Annotated in this window: 12 protein-coding genes and 1 tRNA gene; 8 read left to right on the forward strand and 5 right to left on the reverse strand. The window is 61.1% G+C overall.

What is annotated here, in order from left to right:
• Positions 1–174: 174 nt before the first annotated feature.
• Positions 175–1110 (reverse strand): hypothetical protein, encoded by a 936-nt coding sequence (locus KQ659_RS05155; protein ID WP_216689995.1) that lies wholly within the window; start codon positions 1108–1110, stop codon positions 175–177.
• A 364-nt stretch (positions 1111–1474) separates the two neighbouring features.
• Here KQ659_RS05155 and KQ659_RS05160 point away from each other — a divergent pair, with 364 nt between their 5' ends.
• From KQ659_RS05160 to KQ659_RS05185, 6 genes are all read left to right on the forward strand, one after another.
• A complete protein-coding gene (locus tag KQ659_RS05160; RefSeq protein ID WP_216689994.1) occupies positions 1475–1930 on the forward strand; it encodes a redoxin domain-containing protein in 456 nt (151 codons plus the stop codon).
• A gap of 167 nt (positions 1931–2097) precedes the next feature.
• Positions 2098–3675, forward strand: a complete 1578-nt coding sequence (locus tag KQ659_RS05165) for a T9SS type A sorting domain-containing protein (protein WP_216689993.1) — start codon at positions 2098–2100, stop codon at positions 3673–3675.
• A gap of 180 nt (positions 3676–3855) precedes the next feature.
• Positions 3856–4965 carry a glycosyltransferase family protein gene (locus KQ659_RS05170; RefSeq protein ID WP_216689992.1) on the forward strand — a complete coding sequence of 370 codons (1110 nt, stop codon included), beginning with the start codon at positions 3856–3858 and terminating at the stop codon, positions 4963–4965.
• A gap of 85 nt (positions 4966–5050) precedes the next feature.
• Positions 5051–7129 (forward strand): peptidylprolyl isomerase, encoded by a 2079-nt coding sequence (locus KQ659_RS05175; protein ID WP_216689991.1) that lies wholly within the window; start codon positions 5051–5053, stop codon positions 7127–7129.
• A gap of 147 nt (positions 7130–7276) precedes the next feature.
• Positions 7277–8035: a mechanosensitive ion channel family protein gene (locus KQ659_RS05180; protein ID WP_216689990.1), complete on the forward strand. Its 759-nt coding sequence runs from the start codon at positions 7277–7279 to the stop codon at positions 8033–8035.
• 263 nt (positions 8036–8298) lie between these two features.
• The gene (locus KQ659_RS05185; protein WP_216689989.1) at positions 8299–11490 is read left to right on the forward strand and encodes a PAS domain S-box protein; all 3192 of its coding nucleotides are present in this window, start codon (positions 8299–8301) and stop codon (positions 11488–11490) included.
• A 96-nt stretch (positions 11491–11586) separates the two neighbouring features.
• Here KQ659_RS05185 and KQ659_RS05190 read toward each other — a convergent pair whose 3' ends face one another.
• Both KQ659_RS05190 and KQ659_RS05195 read right to left on the reverse strand, forming a co-directional pair.
• On the reverse strand, positions 11587–12567 hold the full coding sequence (locus KQ659_RS05190) for an aldo/keto reductase (protein ID WP_216689988.1): 981 nt from the start codon (positions 12565–12567) through the stop codon (positions 11587–11589).
• A 16-nt stretch (positions 12568–12583) separates the two neighbouring features.
• Positions 12584–12928 (reverse strand): cupin domain-containing protein, encoded by a 345-nt coding sequence (locus KQ659_RS05195; RefSeq protein WP_216689987.1) that lies wholly within the window; start codon positions 12926–12928, stop codon positions 12584–12586.
• 180 nt (positions 12929–13108) lie between these two features.
• Here KQ659_RS05195 and KQ659_RS05200 point away from each other — a divergent pair, with 180 nt between their 5' ends.
• Both KQ659_RS05200 and cysK read left to right on the forward strand, forming a co-directional pair.
• A complete protein-coding gene (locus KQ659_RS05200) occupies positions 13109–13942 on the forward strand; it encodes a serine O-acetyltransferase (RefSeq protein WP_226915643.1) in 834 nt (277 codons plus the stop codon).
• 210 nt (positions 13943–14152) lie between these two features.
• Positions 14153–15076, forward strand: coding sequence for a cysteine synthase A (gene cysK / locus KQ659_RS05205; RefSeq protein WP_216689985.1), 924 nt, complete (start codon positions 14153–14155; stop codon positions 15074–15076).
• A 131-nt stretch (positions 15077–15207) separates the two neighbouring features.
• On the opposite strand, the gene KQ659_RS05210 is transcribed toward cysK, so the two are convergent.
• Both KQ659_RS05210 and KQ659_RS05215 read right to left on the reverse strand, forming a co-directional pair.
• A tRNA-Ala gene (locus KQ659_RS05210) sits at positions 15208–15281 on the reverse strand.
• A gap of 185 nt (positions 15282–15466) precedes the next feature.
• Positions 15467–18946 carry a TonB-dependent receptor gene (locus KQ659_RS05215; protein WP_216689984.1) on the reverse strand — a complete coding sequence of 1160 codons (3480 nt, stop codon included), beginning with the start codon at positions 18944–18946 and terminating at the stop codon, positions 15467–15469.
• Positions 18947–19055 lie beyond the last annotated feature (109 nt).

A 19055-nucleotide genomic window follows, 5' to 3' on the forward strand; every position in this document is an offset into this window, starting at 1 on the left:
GCTACGTAAAGTTTTGAAAAACGGGCAACAAAGAAAGCCATAGAAAGCCACATTCTGCGGTGGGGGCCCCGATGAAGCCCGCCGTGCCGCTACCAGACGGCAGTGGGCAAAAGAAAAGCGGTGCCGCATCCGGAAGATGCGGCACCGCTTCGGGGCAGCCGGAGCCTGCGCGGGCTACTTCGTGAAATTAGGAATGCGCAGCTGGAAGCCCAGCGAGGGCACCACTGTAATGCCGCTCAGCGAGGTGCTTTGGCCATTGAGGAGGGCGTAATCGCCGTAGTTCTGGTAGAAAAGCGACACGGCCGGGATGACGTAGAAATACCGATAGCCCAGCTTCAGATTGACAAAGCCGCCGAACGAGGAGAAGTTGCGGCTTTGCAGCGGCAGCTCGGGTACCTGCACCGAGCCATTATAGATTTTGGTGGGCGCGAAGCCGTAGCTCACCCAGCTGTGGGCATACACCAGGCCGTAGCTGATGGCCCCGATTTCCTCCTCCGGCCCAAACGACTGGCTGAAAGTGAGCGGAATAAGCAGGTCGTTGCGGTTGGCCCGGAAATTCAGCACCGAGTTGATGTCGGACAGGAAGGGCAGGCTGGGCAGCTTGGCCCGCTGGGTGGCAAACTGCAGGCCGATGCTGGCATAAGTGGTGCCACTCACCGCCCCCCGGCCGGGGTTTTCGGGGGTGCCGGTGGGGCCCAACAGCTGGTACTGCGTATCAAATACATAAGAGCCAAAGGCGTACTTAAAGCCAGCATCGAGGCGCGGCACGATGCCATAGCGGATGCTGAGGTCGGCGGTGGGCTGCACCGGGTCGAGGATGTAGGCCAGGGCGGCGGCCTGCAGCTGGGTAGTGGCGTCGGTGTAGTCTACTTTTTGCTGACTGGCGGCCTGACTGGCGGCTTCCTTCACCGCGTTGCCGGCTTTGGCCAGGGGGGCCGTGGCTACGTTGAAGCCTTGGTTGTACCCCACCCGAAACTCGCCCTGGGGCGTGACTTTGCCGGTGGCGATGATGGCACGCGGAGCCGAGCAGGCGGTGGCCAGCAGGAGGGAGCCAGCGGCCAAAGCAGTGCCCCAGGACCGGAATCTGGAGCGTAAAACAGCGATATTCATGGGTAAGCTAAGAAGAGGTTGTGGCGGCATAAACGAAAACCGGGCCGAAAAGTCGGAACCCGGCCCGGCAGGCCGGTGTCTGGTAAATGCGTAGTTGCAGTGCTTGTCATTCCGACATTCCACGCATCAAGTGGAGAAAGGAATTCGGATAAAAGTAAGTGAACAGCTTTTTTCCGGCTCTCCCTGTTTCGGAATGACAAATTTCTGGAGTTGTTTAGAAAGTCACAAAAAGTCCCCGAACGGTCATGCAGAGCGCAGCGAAGCATGACCGTTCGGGGACTTCCTAAACAGCTTTTCTATTTAAAAAGCCTTTCAAAATCTGCTTATGCCGCTCTTGCTACTCCTGCTGCTACATTTTCTTGGAATGAGTACGGCACCCGCGTTACGCATCACGGTTTATATTTTTCTGGCCGAAACCTGCCCCATCAGCCAGGCGGCCACGCTGCCGTTGCGGGAGCTGCACGGCCGCTACGGGGCGCAGGGCGTGCGCTTCGTAGGAGTGTTTCCGGCCCGGGAAACCACGCTGGCCGGGCTGACGGCCTTCGCTAAAACCTATCAGGTGGCTTTCCCGCTGCAAGCCGATGCCGGCCACCAGCTCACCAACAAGCTGCACGCCCGCGTTACGCCCGAAGCCGTGGTAGTGGCCGCCGACGGCCGCACCATCCTCTACCAGGGCCGCCTCGATGATGCCTACGCCGGCCTGGGCCAGCACCGCGCCGTGACGCGCCACCACGAGCTGGCCGATGCGCTGGCCGACGTGGCTGAAGGACGGCCTGTAGCCGTGCCGCGTACTGAGCCGGTGGGCTGTTTTATTGAGTAAATTTGAGAAGAGTCTCGGGGCTTAACTTTAACAAATAGAACGTCATGCAGAGCGCAGCGAAGCATCTTTACCGCTCAACGCAATTCAATCGACTGGATTAGTGGTGGCGGGCAAGATGCTTCGCTGCGCTCTGCATGACGTTCTACGATTCTTTCTTTTCAAACCTCATGAAACACCGCTTCTTCTCATTACTCCTGCTGCTGGCTTTGCTGATGACCGCGCCCCCGGCGCAGGCCCAGACCGCCCCGCAGTACACGTTCAGTCAGGACATTGCGCCGCTGGTGTACCAGCACTGCACCAGCTGCCACCGCACGGGCGAAGTAGCGCCGTTTCCGCTCACCACCTACGCCGAAGTGGTGAGCCACGCCCAGACCATTAAGTACGTGACCGGTACGCGCTACATGCCGCCGTGGAAGCCCGACCCCAACTACCGCCACTACCTCGACGAAAACACGCTGACCAACGCAGAAATCGCCAAAATCCGGGATTGGGTGGATGCCGGCACGCCGCAGGGCAACCCTGCCCTTACGCCGGCCGTGCCCACGTACCCCAGCCGCTCGCAGCTGGGCACGCCCGACCTGGTGATTCCGATGGCCCAGGCCTTCACGCACCTGGGCAATGGCCAGGATATGTACCGCATTTTCGTGCTGCCCGTGAACATGCCCGCCGACCGCGACATCGCGGCCATCGAGTTCCGGCCCGGCAATAAGGGCATCGTGCACCACGTCATCATCGGCATGGATACCACGCAGCAGGCCCAGGCCCTGGATGCGGCCGCGCCCGGCTACGGCTACACGCAGTTCGGCGGTTTCGGCTTCAACCCTCTCGAAACCAACTTCGCGGCCTGGGTGCCGGGCATGCAGTCGCGCTTTTATCCTTCGGGCATGGGCAAGAAGCTCTACCGCCGAGCCGCGCTGCTGGTGCAGGTGCACTACGGCCCCAACTACGTGACGCAGAAAGACTCATCGGTGGTGAACGTGTTTTTTGCCCGCCAGCCCGTCACGCGCTACATCCAGACGGTGCCGGCCATCTCGCCGGTCACGCTCAGCAACGGCCCGTTTATCATTCCGGCCAATCAGGTGAGCACCTTCCACGCCCAGCTCAACGTGCCGGTCGATGTCACCATTCTCAGCACCGCGCCCCACGCCCACCTGCTCAGCAAAAGCTGGAAGGTGTGGGCGGTAAAGCCCAACGGCGATACCATTAAGCTGATAAAAATCAATGATTGGGACTTCCGCTGGCAGGGTGTCTTCCGCTTCACCGCCCCGCTGAAAATCCCGGCCGGCTCGCGCCTCATGGCCGATGCCACCTACGACAACACCGCTCAGAACCCGCGCAATCCCAACAGCCCACCCGTCACCACCCAATGGGGCGAGAGCACGACGGCCGAAATGCTGCTCACCTATTTCGACCTGCTGCCCTACCGCGCCGGCGACGAAAACGTCGTGCTCAGCACCGCGCCCGGCGTGGCCACCACCCCCGGCACTGTGCAAATGGCCCTGTACCCCAACCCCGTGCACGGCAGCGGCAGCATCAGTTTCCAGCAGGAGCGGGCCGGCCCTGTCACGGTTTCGCTGCTCGATGCCACCGGCCGCCTGGTGCGCGCCGTGGTGCGCCAGAAAGCCTATCCGGCCGGGCCGCAGCAGCTGCCCCTGCCGCTGGCTGGCGTAGCGCCCGGCATCTACATCGTGCGGCTGGAGTCGAGCGAAGGCACCCGCAGTGAGAAGCTGGTGGTGGCCGAATAAATCACTGATTGACGCTGATTAACCGTTATTTCGTGATTGTTAAAGCCTTGACTCAGCCGAGTCAGGGCTTTTTCATGGGTTGCCCCGCCACCCGCTGGTTTTTCGGTTATTTGCCGATTAATCCACTTAGCCGCACCGTCCACAATCAACGAAATCACGGTCAATCAGCGTCAATCAGCGATGAAGATATTATACGGAGTGCCCGGCGAGGGCCTGGGCCACGCCACCCGCAGCAAAGTCGTTATCGGCCACCTGCTGGCGCAGGGCCACGAAGTGCGCGTGGTGAGCAGTAGCCGCGCCTACACCATGCTGGCCGCCGCATTCCCGGGCCGGGTGCACGAAATCCGGGGTTTCCATCTGGCGTATAATGGGTTGGCGGTGAGCAAGCTGCGCACGGCCGTGCGCACGCTGCGCACCGCCCCCGAGGATTTGCGCGTCAACTTCGCCCGCTACCGCGAGCTGCTGGGCGGTTTCGAGCCGGAAGTGGTGGTTTCGGACTTTGAATCATTCAGCTATTTATTCGCGAAGCTGCGCCGGCTGCCCATTGTCAGCATTGATAATATGCAGATTATCAGCCGTGCCAAGCTGAATGTGGCCGTGCCGAAGGCCGAGCGCGAAAACCACCAGCTGGCCAAAGCCATTGTGCGGGCCAAGCTGCCGCACAGCCGCCACTATTTCGTCACCACGTTCTTCAATCTGGAACTGGCCAAGCAGCGCACCACGCTGGTGCCGCCCATTATCCGGCCCGAAATTCTGGCCGCCGCGCCCACCAACGGCCGGCACGTACTGGTGTACCAATCGGCCACTACGCAGCAGAACCTGGTGCCGCTGCTGCAACAGCTGCCCGACCAGGAATTCCGCGTTTACGGCTTCAACAAGCAGGAAATCCACGGCAACGTGCAGCTCTGTGCCTTTTCCGAAGCCGGCTTTATTGCCGACCTGGCCAGCGCCCGCGCCGTGGTCACCAACGGCGGCTTTTCGCTGATTTCGGAGGCCGTGTTCCTGCACAAGCCCATCTGCGCCATTCCCATTCCGGCCCAGTTCGAGCAGTGGCTGAACGCCGCCGAAGTGCAGCAGATGGGCTACGGCCGGCATTTCGAGGCCATCACGGCTGATAACCTGCGGGCGTTTCTCTACGGCCTGCGCAATTTCGAAACGGCCCTGGCCGGCTACCAGCAGCACGGCAACGCCGGGCTGTTTGCCGGGCTTGATGCGCTGCTGAAAGACATCGGAACGGACTATTTGCCGACTGAAGCTGCCCCGCAGGAAGATTCCTGGGGCGGCGAGTAGCGCGTGCGTTAGCTTGCGCCCCGGTCCAGCCATTATTTCCTTTTGCCCCGTAAGCGCAAGCTAAAGCATACGCTACAACTCCCCTATGCCCATTCGCCTCCTACGTTTCTGGCCGCTGCTATTGCTGGCGGCTGCCTGCGCCCGCACGCCGCGCCCCAGCGCCGGCCTCGCCAACAAGTACCACGACGCCACCATTCGCCAAATCGGCACGGCGCAGGACGAGCGCAACACCGCCGCCATTCTGCCCTTCCTCACCGACGGCAACCCTACGTACCGGCGCGAAGCGGCCCTGGCGCTGGCCTCGGTGCAGGCGCCGGCGGCCGTGCCCGGCCTCCTCCCACTGCTGCGCGATGCCGACCCCGGCGTGCGCCGCGCCGCCGCCTACGCCCTGGGCCAGACCGGCGACAGCACCGCCGTGGACAGCCTGCGCGTGCGCGTCCTGCTGGAAAAAGACGGCACGGTGCGCCGCTACGTGCACGAAGCCCTGGGCCGCACCGTCACCCGCCACAGCCTACCCGAGCTCTGGCGCGTCGAAATCCTGAACGATACTTCCCGCGCCGCCGCCCTTGCCTGGGGCCTGAGCCGCGCCTCCCTGCGCGGCCTGGTTTCGCCCGAGAGCATCCGGCGCACCGTGCTGGTCCTGAATTCGCCCAAGCTGCCTGGGCGCGGCCGGCTGGCGGCGGTAGTGGCCCTGTCGCGCACCCGGGGGCTCGATGCTGAGTTGAAAAGACTGGCCGAGAACACGCTGTTGCGCGTGGTTCAGAAAGACCGTTCGTATGCCGTGCGAGCGGCAGCGGCCAGCACGCTGGGCAAAATTGCCAACCTGCCAGACATGGCTTCGATGCCCGTGCCGTCCACTCCAGTTAACATGGCCCCGCAGGCTCCTTCGCCAGCAGTAAAGGCACCCCCAGCGGCCCGCCAGGCAGCCGCCGTGCTCACCCGCCTCGCCACCAAGGACCCCGACTACCGGGTGCGGCTCAGCGCCATTCGGGTCTTGCCCTTTGATGCGGAAAACTACCCGGCCAGCCGCAAAGCCGTGTTCACGGCCCTCAACCGCGACCAGCCCGCCGTGGCCCTCACGGCGGCCGAATGGCTGCTGGCCCATGCCAAGGGCGAATCGGGCGCGTTGCTGGCGGCCCTGGCCGATGGCAACCGGCAGGCCTCCGTGCGGGTGCGGGCGGCCTTGCTGCGGGCGGCCGTGCGCCACGCCAGTCCGGCGGCCCGGCCTAGCTTGGTCGAAACCATTTCGAAGCGCTACCCGGCCGCGCCCACGGTGTACGAAAAAGGCTTTTTGCTGGAAGCGCTGAGTGAAGACCCGGCCGCATTTGACTTCGTGCGGACCGAGGCGTTTGCGGCGGGGCAGTCGCCGGTGGTAGCGGGCTACGCGCTGGGCGCACTGCTCACCATGCGCCGCAGTGCCGATTTTCCGGCCGGCCGCCAGGCCGATTTTGCCGCCGCCATGCGCCAGGCCCTGGCCAGCGGCGACGTGGCCCAGCTCGGCACCGCCGCCGAGGCCCTGGCCGACACTAAACTCTACCCCCAGCCCCGGCCCGCCGACCTCGCGGCCCTGCGCCAGGCCCAGGCTAAGCTACAGTTGCCCCGCGAAATCGAAGCCTGGCAGGGCCTCCAACAGGCCCTCGATAAGCTGGAAAAATCGCCCAAACCCACGTCCTCGCCGCTGGTCACGGCCGCGCAGCACCCCATCGACTGGGCCGTGGTGCAGGGCGTGCCGCTGGGCCAGCAGGTGCGGCTGCGTACCAGCAAGGGCATTATTTTATTGGAATTGAAGCCCGAGGAAGCGCCCGGCGCGGTGGCCAGCTTCGTCACGCTCATCGGCCAGCATTTCTACGACAACCTGTATTTCCACCGTGTGGTGCCCAATTTTGTGGCCCAGGGTGGCGACCCGCGCGGCGATGGCAACGGCAGCGCGCCTTACAATCTGCGCTCCGAGTTTGGCGACCTGCGCTACGAGGAGGGCAGCGTGGGCCTGGCCTCGGCCGGCAAAGACACCGAGAGCTGCCAGTTCTTCATTACCCACACGCCCACGCCGCACCTGGATGGCCGCTACCCCATTTTTGCCCAGGTAGTGGGCGGCATGGACGTAGTGCACAAGCTCGACATCGGCGACCAGATTCTGGGCGTGGAGCTGGTGGCGATGCCATAAGCAATTTCGATAACGGCTGTCATTGGAGTTGTTTAGCAAGTCACAAAAGGTCCCCGAACGGTCATGCAGCGCGCAGCGAAGCATGACCGTTCGGGGACTTTCTAAACAGCTTCATTATCAGCATTCTTTATTTTCTTTCAATTAATTATGAATCAACTGACTAGCTACGCCCGGCAGTTCCAGGATATCGTTGTGCTCTACCTGCCCCGCCTGTTCATGGCCGGGGTGGCGCTGATGGTGGGCTGGTGGCTCATTGGCTGGGCCAGCCGCGTTGTGGCCAAAGCCTCCCGGCACCTGGATGTGTCGTTGGCCTCGTTCCTGACCAGTCTGATTAACATCGTGCTCAAAGTGCTGCTGCTGATATCTGTGGCCGGTATGGTGGGTTTCGAAACCACGTCGTTTGTAGCAATTTTGGGGGCGGCGGGGCTGGCGGTGGGGCTGGCGTTGCAGGGCACGCTGGCCAATTTCGCGGGCGGCGTACTCATCCTCATTTTCAAGCCCTACGTGGTGGGCGATACCATTGAGTCGCAGGGTAAATCGGGCGAGGTGCGCGAAATCCAGATTTTCAATACCATCCTCGTCACCGGTCACGGCGATACCATCATCCTGCCCAACGGGGCCACTTCCAACAACGTCATCATCAATAAAACGGCCCAGAATAAGGCCCTGGTCGAAATCGTGGCCGACCTCGAAAACCCCACCGACCTGGCCGCGCTACGCGCTTGGGCCATTCCGCTGATGGCGGCCGATGCTGACGTGCTGCCCACGCCCGCCCCGCAGGTCGTCGTCACTGCCCTCAAGCCGGGCGGCCTATCGGTAGCCTTCCGGGCCTACACGGCGGCCGGCTTCAGTGGCCCGGCCCAGGCGCGCCTCATCGAGCAGCTGCAGCAGGCGCTGGTTCGGTAGTGGGTGGGCTGCCCGGTACAACGGGTGTCGCAATGCTACGGGCCTCCAGTCATTGAAGAAGCTTCTGTGCCAGGAAAAAATCGGACGCTAAAGTCCGCAAGTGTGGTTATTCTCGTATCTATTAGCCTGGGGCTAACGGGCCGACTACTGCCCGGCTGAACCCCTTCTCGGCCAGTACCGCGCCCCCACTTGCCCAGGCAACGGCATTGTCGCTTACGCCGTTTTTATTCAATTACCGAAGAGCTTTTAGCTGACACATTCTTATGACCCGTGCCGAGCTCGAAGTGGCGTTAGCCCAGCAGAAAACTGTGAATGCGGCCTTGCGCGCCCAGCTGGCGGTAGCCACCATGCCCTCTAAGGCGGCCTATGTGCCGCCCAGCCTGCTGGCTTACGACGAGCAGCACACGGCTTTGGTGCTGACCAATAGCGCCGGCTATGTGCAGTGGGTAAACAAAGGCTTTACGAAGCTGTGCGGCCTGGAGCTGAGCGCGGTGGCCGGCCAAAAGCCAGACGCGTTCCTGCGCCCCAGCCTGCGCGATGAGGCCACGGTGGCGTACATCTGGGACAGCCAGATGCGTCGCGAGCCGTTTCAGTACGAGGTAATTAACCCGCGGCCGGGCGCTGATGGTTGGTTGCGCGTGAGCGTGCGGTCGGTGGCGGAGGCAGCCGATGGGGTGGTTCATTTCGTGGGCCTTCTCGAAGACATCACGGAGTGGAAACTGGCCCAGCTGCGGCTGGTAGACAGCGAGCGGCGCTTCCGCAACCTGGCCGAAAACGTACCCGGTGTGCTCTACGAGTGGCAAAAAAAGGACGATGGCTCATTCTTTTTTAATTATGTGAGCCCCAAGGTGCAGGAGCTGTTCGGAGTGGTACCGTCCGAGCTCGGCCGTATGACCGATTATATCCATCCGGACGAGCTGGAAGGGTTTCTGCAGACGCTCGACCATGCCACCCGCAACCGGGTTCCGTGGGAATACGAAGGCCGCATCGTCGTGTCCGGCCAGCCTGTCCGCTGGATGCGGGGTAATTCGATTCTGACCAGCTCCGGCCCCGACTGGGTAACGTACAGCGGAATTTTGCTCGATGTGACGCCCCTGAAACTAGCCGAAAGCGCCTTGCGCGAAAGCAGCCTGCGCCTGGAGCTGGCCATGCAGGGCTTCGGCGATGGGGCCTGGGAGATGAATCTGCATACCCGTCAAATTACCTTTTCCTCGGAATACAGAGCCATGCTGGGGTATACCGAGGACGGCTTTTCCGACGAATACGAAACCTGGCTCGGGCACGTACACCCCGGCGACCTGGCGCAGGTGCTGGAAACAGCGGGGGCCTACGTGCAAACCGGCGGCAAAAGGGCCATCACCGAATACCGGATGCGCTGCCAGGACGGCAGCTATAAGTGGGTGTTGAGCCGCGCCGCCATCACAGCCTGGGATAATACTGGCAAAGCACTGATTTTAAGTGGTTTGCAGAGTGACATATCGGCCCGAAAGGATGCCGAGGAGGCGCTCGATACCTCCAACCAGCAGCTGGCCACGGTGATTGCGCACTTCCAGGACGGCTTGGTGCTGGAAGATGAAACCCGGCGCATTGTGTTCACCAACGAGGCATTTTGCCAGCTGCTGGAAATACCCTTGGTTCCTGCCCGGCTCCACGGCCGCAACGGGGGCTGGCTCACCGAAAGCTCGCGCAAATATGTCAAAAAGCCGCATCAGTACGTGGCGCGCATTGCGGCGCTGCTGCGCCGCCGCCAGCCCACTACCGGCGACATTATTCCGCTGCACGACGGCCGTATCTTGTCCCGGGCCTTCACGCCCATCTTCGACGGTGACCGCTACATTGGCCACCTCTGGAAGTACGAGGACGTCACGGCCCGCATCAAAGCCGAAGAGGACCTGAAGCGCCGCGAGGAAAAATACCGGGGCATCATCGAAAACATGTCGCTCGGGCTGGTAGAGGTCGATTTGAACGACCACCTGCTCTACGCCAACCAGAGCTTTTGCGACATGACTGGTTACTGTACCGAAGAGCTGACCGGCCTGCCCCTGTCGCCGCTGCTGCTCAGCGGCCCCGACCTGGAGCTGGCGGAGAGCAAGCTGCTCACCCGGGAGCACGGCATCTCCGATTCTTACGAAGTGGTGGTAACCACCAAAACCGGCGAGCGCAAGTGGCTGCTGATGAGCGGTGCCCCGCTCTACGACGAATACCAGCGGCTTATCGGCTCCATTGGCATCTACCTCGATGTGACGCCCCAGAAAAATCTCGAAGCCAGCCTGCGCGAAGCCAAGGTGCAGGCTGAAAGCAGTACCCAGGCCAAGCAGGATTTCCTGGCCAACATGAGCCACGAAATCCGCACGCCCATGAATGCCATTCTGGGCATGAGCCAGCTGCTGGCCAAGACCCCGCTGGCTGCCCCGCAGGCCAGCTACCTGCACGCCATCACGGCCTCGGCCGAAAACCTGCTCGTCATCATCAACGACATCCTCGACCTGTCGAAGATTGAGGCTGGCCAGCTGGCCATCGAGCACATCGGGTTCAGCCCCGGGCTCATCTGCGCCCAGGTCGAAAAGACCCTGCTATACAAAGCGGAGGAAAAGGGCCTCACCTTCATCACCACCCTCGACCCAGCCCTGCCCGAAGTAGTCCTCGGTGACCCCTACCGCCTCACCCAGGTGCTGCTGAACCTGGCCGGCAACTCCGTGAAATTTACCGAGCAGGGCACGGTATGCCTGGGCTGTAGGTTGCTGGAGGGCGCTGATACGAAAGAATTGCTGGTCGAATTCACCGTGCAGGATAGCGGCATTGGCATTGATGCCGAGTACCTGAACCATATTTTTGATGATTTCAGCCAGGAAGATTCTACCGTGACGCGGCGGTTTGGCGGCACCGGCCTGGGCCTGGGCATCAGCAAGAAGCTGGTGCACCTACTGGGCGGCGAGCTGCACATCGAAAGCCTGAAAAACCACGGCACCACCAGCCGGTTCACCCTGCGCCTGCCCGCGGGCAATGCCTGGCACCTCTCGCCGAAAGACCACGGCGACCTCGACTGCATGCAACAGGCGCTACAGGGCAAGCAAATTCTGCTGGTTGAGGACAACCTGTTCAACCGCATGCTGGCCACCAGTTTCCTCACCAATGCCGGAATGACCGTGACGGAGGCCCCCAACGGCCAGGCCGCCGTAGAACTAGCCCGCATCCAGGCCTTCGACCTGGTTTTGATGGACGTGCAGATGCCCATCAAAAATGGCTACGAGGCCACCCGTATCCTGCGGCAGGAGCTGGGCCTCGCCGTGCCCATCATCGCCCTCACTGCCAACGCCATTACCGGCGAGCGGGCCAAGTGCCTGGCCGCTGGTATGAACGACTACCTGACCAAGCCCTTTCAGGAATTCTCCCTCCTGAAAATGGTGTACGACTGGGTCGTGGCGGCTCAGCGGAGTTCCAATGGGCTTGATTAATAGAGCCCGGTAAAAAACAACGACATGCTGCGCGTAGTGCAGCATGTCGTTTCATTGTTCAGGCCCAGCGCTAATAGCTGTGGCTGTGATGCCCCCTTAGCGGTTCACCAGTTTTAGGGCTCCCTCGCCGTAGCGGGCGCCCACCACCGGGTGGGCCGCCAGCAGAGCACGCAGCTGGTCCAAATCATCAGCGGTAAGCGCCACATCGGCCGCTGCGGCGTTCTCTTCGAGATATTTCGGCCGCTTGGTGCCCGGGATGGGGATGATGTGGCCATCCTGCGCCAGCAGCCACGCCAGCGCCAGCTGTGCCGTGCTGATGCCGCGCGCCTCGGCCAGCTGCCGCAGCCCGCCCACCAGCGGCGCGTTGGCATCGCCCACCTCGGCCCCGAAGCGGGGCATGCTGCGGCGCAGGTCCTGGTCGGCCAGCTGGGGGCCCACGGCGGTGAGCAGCCCGCGTCCGAGCGGCGAAAACGGGACCAGGCTAATGCCCAGTTCCTGGCACGCCGGCAGAATATCCGCCTCCACATCGCGGGTAAACATCGAATACTCTGACTGCAGCGCCGCGATGGGGTGCGTAGCTGCCGCCCGCCGCAACGAAGCCGCCGAAGCCTCCGACAGGCCCAGAAACCGCACTTTTCCGGCTTGTACCAGGGCGGCCATCGCGCCCACCATTTCCTCTACCGGTACGGCCGGGTCGATGCGGTGGGCATAGTACAGGTCGATGGTGTCGATGCCGAGGCGTTGGAGGCTGGCGTCGCAGGCGGCCGCTATGCGTTCGGGACGCACATCCACGGCCGAGCCGCCCGCCCCGTCGGCTACAAAGCCAAACTTGGTGGCCAGGAAAACGCGGTTCCGGTTGGGCACCAGCACCTGTCGCAGCAGCGTCTCGTTGGCCCCCAAGCCGTAGATGTCGGCCGTGTCCCAGAGTGTTACGTCCAGCTCCAGCGCCCGGTGCAGCGTAGCCACGGCCTCGCGCTCGTCGCTGGGGCCATAGGCATAGTCCGAGGCCATCGACATGCAGCCCAGGCCCAGGGCTGAAACGTGTTGGCCGGTGCGGCCCAGTTCGCGGGTTTTCATAAGGGTTATCAGCTGTTTATTTATCCTCGCGGCCGTGTACCTGGGCGGGCGGCGACGTAGCCTCTACGGCCGAAAAGCTTTCCAGAATTTTATAGGTGTGCTCCGTATTCTTGGGCACTACCCAGGAGTTGCCGGGCTCCAGCACCACCATCTGGCCGGCCAGGTGCAGCTCGGCCCGGCCGCTGAGCACGTAGCCCACGGTTTCGTATGGCCGCGTGGCCGGTGCTTTGGGTTCACCCGGCTGCTCGTTTTCCCACATGCGCATGGCGATGTGCGTGCCCGAGGCGAGGTATTTTTCGCCGTCGGGGCCGGTAGGGGAGTGCTGCGAATCGACTTTGGTGATGGAGGTATCGGCTGCCATGATGATGATGGAAAATGAGGGACGAAAAAAACAAGAGTATCTTTTGGCCCGGCGGCCGTAGCAGCCGGCGGGGTACTGGCTAAACGGCGAAGGCCGCCGCACCGTTGCGCCGCCGCCCAAAACCTTCCCCTGCCGCGCTGGTTAATTTTTCTGGTCATTTCGCTTATGTTTTCCGCTCCCGTGCTTCCCCATTCCTTTGCCGAAGAGTTGGCTCGCGCCCACTCCGTGGCCCCCGACGCCCTGCCCGGAGCCGCCTTCTGCGCCCTCGCCGACGGTCTGCTCGCCCTACTTTTCCCGCAGCGTGCCGAACGCCCCCTGCCCACTGCCGATGCCGTCGAGGCCGAATTGCAGTACTTCCGGGCCGAGCTGGCCGCCCTGCTGGCCGGCGTACCGGCCCTGCCCGCCTCACCCGCCGCCCTGGCCGATGAGTTCACCGCCCAGCTGCCGGCCCTGCGGGCCGCCCTGCTGCGCGATGCCAGCGCCATCCTTGCCAGCGACCCCGCCGCCCAGGGCCTGCCCGAAATCATCAGCTCTTATCCCGGTTTCTATGCCACGGCCCTCTATCGGCTGGCTCACGCCCTGCACCAGCGGGGCCTGCCGCGCCTGCCGCGTCTGCTAAGCGAGTACGCCCACCAGCGCACCGGCATTGATATTCACCCCGGCGCGCACATCGGGCCGGCTTTTTGCATCGACCATGGCACGGGTCTCGTCATCGGCGAAACGGCCATCATCGGGGCCAACGTGCAGATATACCAGGGCGTCACGCTGGGCGCACTCAGCGTCACCAAGGGCCTGCAGGGCACCAAGCGCCACCCCACCATCGAAGACCATGTGGTTATCTACGCGGGCGCTACCATTCTCGGCGGTAGCACCGTGGTAGGAGCGCATAGCATCATCGGCGGCAACGTATGGCTGACCGAAAGCGTACCCTCGCATTCGCGGGTGTATCACCGCGCCCACATCCAGATTTCGCGCAACGTTGACCCAGCCGCCGAGCTGGTATTTTCCATCTAGCAGTGAGTTGTGAGAAAGTGAGTAGGTGAATGATGGCCTTCAATCCATGCTATTGGAGTTGTTTAGAAAGTCACAAAAGGCACTCGAACGGTCATGCAGAGCGCAGCTCTGCATGACCGTTCGAGTGCCTTTCTAAACAGCTTCATTATATTCATCCTTACCTTCTTGCATTTCATTATTTCATTATCTCACAACTCACTAATTCACCACATGAAAGCCAATTCCATCCTCGATACCATCGGCAATACGCCACTGGTGCGCATCAACCACCTTTTTGCCGCCACCCGCCCCGATGTGGAGGTGTGGATGAAACTGGAACGCGCCAACCCCGGTGGGTCCATCAAAGACCGCATTGCCCTGAGCATGGTTGAGCAGGCCGAGAAAGACGGCATCATTACCAAAGACAGCCTGATTGTGGAGCCCACTTCCGGCAATACCGGCGTCGGCCTGGCTCTGGTGGCCGCCGTGAAAGGCTACAAGCTCACCCTCGTAATGCCCGAAAGCATGAGCATCGAGCGCCGCCGCCTCATGGTTGCCTACGGGGCCAGCCTGGAGCTCACGCCCCGCGAAAAAGGTATGAAGGGTGCCATCGAAAAAGCCCAGGAAATTGTGGCCAACACGCCCGGAGCTTGGATGCCCATGCAATTCTCCAATCCCGCCAACCCTCGTATCCATGCCGAAACTACGGCCCAGGAAATCCTGCGCGACGCGCCCGACGGCTTCGACTTTCACATCACCGGCGTGGGCACCGGCGGCCACATCACGGGCGTTACAGAAGTGCTCAAGCCGCATTTCCCCAATATGAAAACTTTCGCCGTCGAGCCTGAGACCTCGCCCGTCATCAGCGGCGGCGCCCCGGGGCCGCATCCTATTCAGGGCATCGGCGCGGGCTTCATTCCCGAAAACCTGCACGTCGACCTCCTCGACGGTACCATCCAGGTGTCGCAGGCCGAGGCCTACGAGATGACGCGCCGCGCCGCCCGCGAGGAAGGCATCTTTGTGGGCGTGTCGTCGGGCGCGTCGCTGGCCGCCATCGCCAAAAAACTGCCCGATATGCCCCAGGGCAGCCGCGTGCTCACCTTCTGCTACGACACTGGCGAGCGGTACCTGTCGGTCGAAGGCCTGTTTGTGTAGCCCCCACGTAGCCATCATAAAAAACGCCCCCGGAAATGATATCCGGGGGCGTTTTTATAGACTCAAACCTGAGATAAAGAAAAAGCCCATTCAGGAAACTGAATGGGCTTTTTCTTTATTCACTTCTTCAGTGGAGAATATCGGAGTCGAACCGATGACCTCTTGCATGCCATGCAAGCGCTCTAGCCAACTGAGCTAATCCCCCTGATTGGTCTTTTACCGCCGTGCCATTTGCGCTTTGGTTCGACAAAAGTACGGGCGAATATCGGTTTGGCAAGTCATGGGCGCATCTTTTTTGCTAAAAAGACGCAAGCATCAAATAATCAGCCACAAAAAAAGAGGGCAGGAATTTCTTCCTGCCCTCTTCGAGGCTACGCTAAGCCGGAAAGCTTAGTTAAAGATGTAGCGAACGCCCACCTGGCCCTGCCAGCGCGAGCTGATGCCAGTCACGTTGTCACGGAAAGTATCGGTCAGTTTCACACCGGGCGTTACGGTGTTATCAGCGTTTTTAACCGGATTGGTCAGATAAGGTAGCTCAAATACCGGCTGGCCGGCAGCATTGTAGCCATCAAACTTAAGCGGGTTGGTACGATTGGGCGACCTCAGGGTGCCCCAGTTCTTGTTCAACAGGTTGCCCACGTTGAAGACGTCGAGGCTAATCTGCAGGGTGTTGCGGTTTTCACCGATGTTGGTGAAGATGTCCTGCAGCAGACGGAAGTCCATCGTGTTCCACCATGGCAGCACAGCGCCGTTACGCTCGGCGTACTCGCCGCGGTGCTTGCTCAGGTAGCTGTCTTGGTTGATGAAGGCATCCAGGTCGGCAAACTGCTGAGATGCGGTATAAATGCCGCCACCCTGCGCCGTCGACAGGGTAATATCACGCAGGTTGATTTCGCCGGCGTTGCGTGGGATGTACATCAGGTCGTTTGAGTTCTGATTGTCACCGTTCATGTCGCCCGAGTACACGTAGGAGTAACGGCCGGCGGGAGCAGCCTGGTAAAACAGCGAGAGCGTAGTGGCCAGGTGGCCTACATACTCTTTGCGGTACGAAGCCGAGGCAATAACGCGGTGCTGCTGCAGGAAGTTGGAGTAGCTCAGCACGTTGGCATTCGGGTCACCCGAAATCGAACGGTCGCGGAAGATGGAGGTGGCAATCGAGCCCCCGTCGTTCACCGAACGCGAATCCGAGTACGTGTAAGCCGCGCTCAGGTAGAAACCACTGCTGAACGACTTCTGCACCTGGGCCGTCACGGCGTAGGAGTAGCCTTTGCTGGTGTTCTTCATCAGGATAGCATCCGTGATGTTGGGGTTAGTGGCTGACAAGCCACCCGCACCGCTGTAGAGGCGGTAATTGGCAGTTTGCGCTGCCAAACCGTTAGTGACTGCGCCGAACGAATAGAAAATCGGACGGTTATCAGCGCCATTAGCACGGTTGAAAGGATTTGCCTCCGTGCCGGGCAGGTTCACGTTCTGGTGGTAAACGGAGTTGATGTCCTTCGTGTAGAAGGCTTCCAACGTACCAATTACGCCACCGAACAATTCCTGGTCAACGGCCAGGTTGGTACGCCAAACCTGGGGGAATTTGAAGTCTGCATCTGTTACCGCCAGGTTGTACGAGGAGTTAGCGGCCGCACTCTGCGGACGGTAAGTTTCTACGTTGGGGTTGAAGTATGAAGGCGTACCCTGGCCGGAAGCGGCGTTCAAAGTACCGGAGCCAGTGTAGCTATAAGAGCCGAACTGGACGCCGTTGTTGCTGGCCTGGTTCGAGAGCCACACAAACGGTACACGACCGGTGAAGATACCCGTACCACCACGCAGCTGCGTTTTGCGGTCGTCGTTCACATCCCAGTTGAAGCCGGCGCGGGGCGAGAACAGAACGTTTTTCTTGGGCACAGAGCCCGTGTTAATCTTTACACCGTCGCGGAAAGTGAGGTTGGCAGCTACAGTGTTCTGCGTCAGTTCCGAGGTCAGGTAGGGTAGGTCGGCCCGGATACCATAGGTCACTTTCAGGTTGCTGCGGGGCGACCATTCATCCTGTACATACAAGCCGAGCTGAGCGGCCGTGATGTCGGCGAAGGGGAACGAGCGGTCCGAAAGGGCCGAATACTGCAGGTTGTAGCGCTGCGGGCCGGGACGCGTGCCGGTGAGGGGCGAGGTAGAAGGTGCGTAGCCGTTCGTGGCGTCGCCGCGGGTGTAGTTGAAGCCTGCCGAGGCGTAGAAGTCCTCCAGCGAGTTGAAGGAGTAGTTGCCGTAGTAGTTCGGGGCAAAGCCGTTACGGAACTTGTAGTATTCGTTGTAGGTACCTACCGTCACGTTATGCTTGCCGAGGTAAGCCGTGAAGTTGTCACCAATCTGGTATACATCCGAGTTCAGCACGTTGAAAGCCGAGAAAGGCTCGTAGCCGAAAGAAGTCAGCGAATTGGTAGCCGAGATGCCACCCGTACCGCTGCGGCCCTCGGAGGTACCAATGTCAACCAGCGGGAAGATACCTCCCGAGCTTTCGCGGGAGTCGCGGAATGCCGAGTAGCCGGCCGTCAGGTTGTTCGAGTATTTACCGCCGCCCAGCGTGCTGTTCAGCTCGGCAATAATCGAGTTCAGGTTGTTGTTGATGCGGTAGTATGACGACAGGTAGGGCAGGCCGTAGTACGACTGCGAGCGCTGACCGGCAATGGCACCGGAAGTGCTTGGCGGAATATCGGCGTACGACTTCAGGTAGTTGTACTTAATGTTGAAGCGGTTGTTGTTGTTGATGTTCCAGTCGAGCTTAACCGTAGCCTTGTCGCTGTTCGACTTCAGCTGGTAGCCTTGGTACGGGCCGGGGTTGTAGCCGTACTGCGACTGCAGGAAGTTGCTGAGGAAGTCCAGGTCAGCACTTTTGGCCGTTGATACGGTGCCGCCCAGCGGGGGGGTAACACCAGGGTTGTTGTTGGCGGCGTAGTTGCCGGAAGGCGGGTCATTGCGACGCTCGCTTTCGCCGTTCACGAAGAAGAACAGCTTATCCTTGATAATCGGGCCACCTACGCGGAAGCCGATGTTGTTTAGGTTGAATTTGGAGTAGTCCGACGTTACATCGCCCACCTTACTACCTACCAGGTTCTGGTTGCGGTAGAAGTCGTAAACGGAAGCCTGAACCTTGTTCGAGCCCGAGCGGGTCACCACGTTGATACCAGCACCCGTGAACGAACCCTGACGCACGTCAAAAGGAGCAATGCTCACCTGAATCTGGTCGATAGCGTCCAGCGAAATGGGCTGGGCACCAGCCTGACCACCTACCGTCGACTGCAAGCCGAAAGCATTGTTGAAGATGGCACCGTCGATGGTGATGTTGTTGTAGCCGCTGCTACGGCCGCCGAAGCTCTGGCCGTTGGCCTGGGGCGTGAGGCGGGTAAAGTCGTTCAGCGAACGGTTCAGGGTGGGCAGACGCTCAATGGTTTCGCGCTGTACCGTGGTGCTGGCCCCAGTATGGTCGGCGTTCATCACCGGGTCGCGGCGGCCGCTCACCGTTACTTCGGTCAGCTCGGTGGTTGCGTCGTCCAGCTTCACGTCGAGACGCTGGTTCTGGCCCAGGCTCAGGGAAATGCCCTCACGGGTAACGTCCTTGTAGCCTACGAACGTTACGCGAACTGTGTAAGGGCCACCCACGCGCATGTTCTGGATGTTGAAGCGGCCATCGGAGTTGGTGGGCGCCACGTACTTCGTGTTGGTGGGCGTATGAATGGCAATTACGGTGGCACCGGGCAGGCCCGCGCCGGTCTTATCGGAGATAACTCCGCTCATAGCTGCTGTGGTCGCGCCTTGGCTCCAGCCCAGTCGGGCCGTCAGGAGCATCAGCGCCAGCAGTAGCAAGTGGCGTAAACGTAAATTATTCATGTTGAAAAAAGTTGGTGGAAACAGTGAGCTTTGTAAAAGCGGGACAAAGGTACGACAGTGCCGAAAAGGCCAATATTACGTAAATTTTACCATTGATTAATAGCCCCGG

Origin of the sequence: Hymenobacter siberiensis, assembly GCF_018967865.2 — a bacterium.
GTDB lineage: Bacteria > Bacteroidota > Bacteroidia > Cytophagales > Hymenobacteraceae > Hymenobacter > Hymenobacter siberiensis.

What these genes read in the sequence shown, in the direction of transcription:
- KQ659_RS05155 (WP_216689995.1), bottom strand. Translation starts at nt 1,110, where the DNA reads ATGAATATCGCTGTTTTACGCTCCAGATTCCGGTCCTGGGGCACTGCT.
- KQ659_RS05160 (WP_216689994.1), top strand. Translation starts at nt 1,475, where the DNA reads ATGAGTACGGCACCCGCGTTACGCATCACGGTTTATATTTTTCTGGCC.
- KQ659_RS05165 (WP_216689993.1), top strand. Translation starts at nt 2,098, where the DNA reads ATGAAACACCGCTTCTTCTCATTACTCCTGCTGCTGGCTTTGCTGATG.
- KQ659_RS05170 (WP_216689992.1), top strand. Translation starts at nt 3,856, where the DNA reads ATGAAGATATTATACGGAGTGCCCGGCGAGGGCCTGGGCCACGCCACC.
- KQ659_RS05175 (WP_216689991.1), top strand. Translation starts at nt 5,051, where the DNA reads ATGCCCATTCGCCTCCTACGTTTCTGGCCGCTGCTATTGCTGGCGGCT.
- KQ659_RS05180 (WP_216689990.1), top strand. Translation starts at nt 7,277, where the DNA reads ATGAATCAACTGACTAGCTACGCCCGGCAGTTCCAGGATATCGTTGTG.
- KQ659_RS05185 (WP_216689989.1), top strand. Translation starts at nt 8,299, where the DNA reads ATGACCCGTGCCGAGCTCGAAGTGGCGTTAGCCCAGCAGAAAACTGTG.
- KQ659_RS05190 (WP_216689988.1), bottom strand. Translation starts at nt 12,567, where the DNA reads ATGAAAACCCGCGAACTGGGCCGCACCGGCCAACACGTTTCAGCCCTG.
- KQ659_RS05195 (WP_216689987.1), bottom strand. Translation starts at nt 12,928, where the DNA reads ATGGCAGCCGATACCTCCATCACCAAAGTCGATTCGCAGCACTCCCCT.
- cysK (WP_216689985.1), top strand. Translation starts at nt 14,153, where the DNA reads ATGAAAGCCAATTCCATCCTCGATACCATCGGCAATACGCCACTGGTG.
- KQ659_RS05215 (WP_216689984.1), bottom strand. Translation starts at nt 18,946, where the DNA reads ATGAATAATTTACGTTTACGCCACTTGCTACTGCTGGCGCTGATGCTC.